We start from the raw sequence: 1,255 nt of genomic DNA on the forward strand, positions 1-1,255 counted from the left end.
CGCTCAACTTCAGGGTCGATCAATTTTAGTAATTGAAGTTTATGTTTGTATTCTTGCAGACAGGCACTTCCGGGGCGAACACTTGCAAGGTCAAGGTGAATCAGGCTGTCCATGAGTAAGTGTAGACCATCAATTTCATAGACGACATTAAGCTGCCCAATCTTATGCTCAAGCAATTTTCTTAAGCTATGGCGCTGTCGTGGCAACACTAAAGGAATATCGCCAATTTGTTGGGACTGAATAATTCCACTTTTGATACAGTCGGCAAGACCGTATTTTTCAAGCACTTCTTTGCGTGCCATTAAATACATTTGTTCGCGTACCAAAGGCTGTATTGACCACTGTTTATCAATTTCATTGGTAAAAATAATGGCAATATCAAGCTGACGCGAATTAATCGACTGAATTAGATTTCCCGACAAGGTTTCCACAATTTCTAGACGAATGTCTGGATAGCGTTCAGACATTAGTTTCATTAAAGGGATGCCAATTAAAGCGGTAATGGTCGGTGGAAAACCAAGACTGACATGACCTGAAAGCCGTGCCGAATGCGCAGCATCTATTGCAAAGTTTACTTGACGCAAAATAAGTTGAGAGTGTTTTAAAAAGGCAAGACCCGCGGGTGTAGGCGTGACGCCAAAAGCATTACGCTGTAATAAGCGAATGCTTAACTCTTGTTCTAGCTTACTAATTTGCTGACTAATGGCCGAAGCACCGACATCGAGTTTTTGAGCAGCTTTACCAATACTGCCTGCTTCAACTACCGTCAAAAAATATTTTATTTGTTTGATTTCCATAATAAATGTATTCGCTCATCATCCTTGATTTATAGAAATATGAAGGATTGGAAAATCTATCATGCGTTTTAATATTAACAGCAAAAAATATAAAAGTTTCTTAAAAATTAAATAGCTCTTTTGGAAAAGTCTTATAAAAAGCCTTTTTAAAAGTACAAACTTTATCTAAGCATAAGCAACTTATTCTTCCATTAAATGAGCTTCTTACTGAAACTTGGTAAAAAGCAGAATCACCCCTAATACACATAAAATTGAGCCAATCACTTTATTAATCTGCACTTGCTTGGCTAACATTTTCTTTCTCAACAGCATGGATGAAAACAGTACAGCTACCAGTGAGAACCACAAGAAATGCGCAAAAGACATAAAAAAGCCATAAGCCAAAAGAATCGATTTAGGTGTAGTTAAACTCACAATTTGCGTATAGGTGCTAATCACAAATAGTGTGGTTTTAGGGT

Annotated in this window: 2 protein-coding genes; both read right to left on the minus strand. The window is 37.5% G+C overall.

From position 1 onward, the window contains the following. Positions 1-797 (minus strand): LysR family transcriptional regulator (locus UC75_RS17970; protein ID WP_228137488.1); only part of this gene is annotated, 797 nt, incomplete at its 3' end. Between the two features lie 204 nt (positions 798-1,001). Continuing rightward, the coding region (locus UC75_RS22390) for a LysE family transporter (RefSeq protein ID WP_228137489.1) at positions 1,002-1,255 on the minus strand (254 nt) is incomplete at its 5' end.

This window comes from Acinetobacter sp. V2 (assembly GCF_001188385.1).
Classification (GTDB): domain Bacteria; phylum Pseudomonadota; class Gammaproteobacteria; order Pseudomonadales; family Moraxellaceae; genus Acinetobacter; species Acinetobacter oleivorans.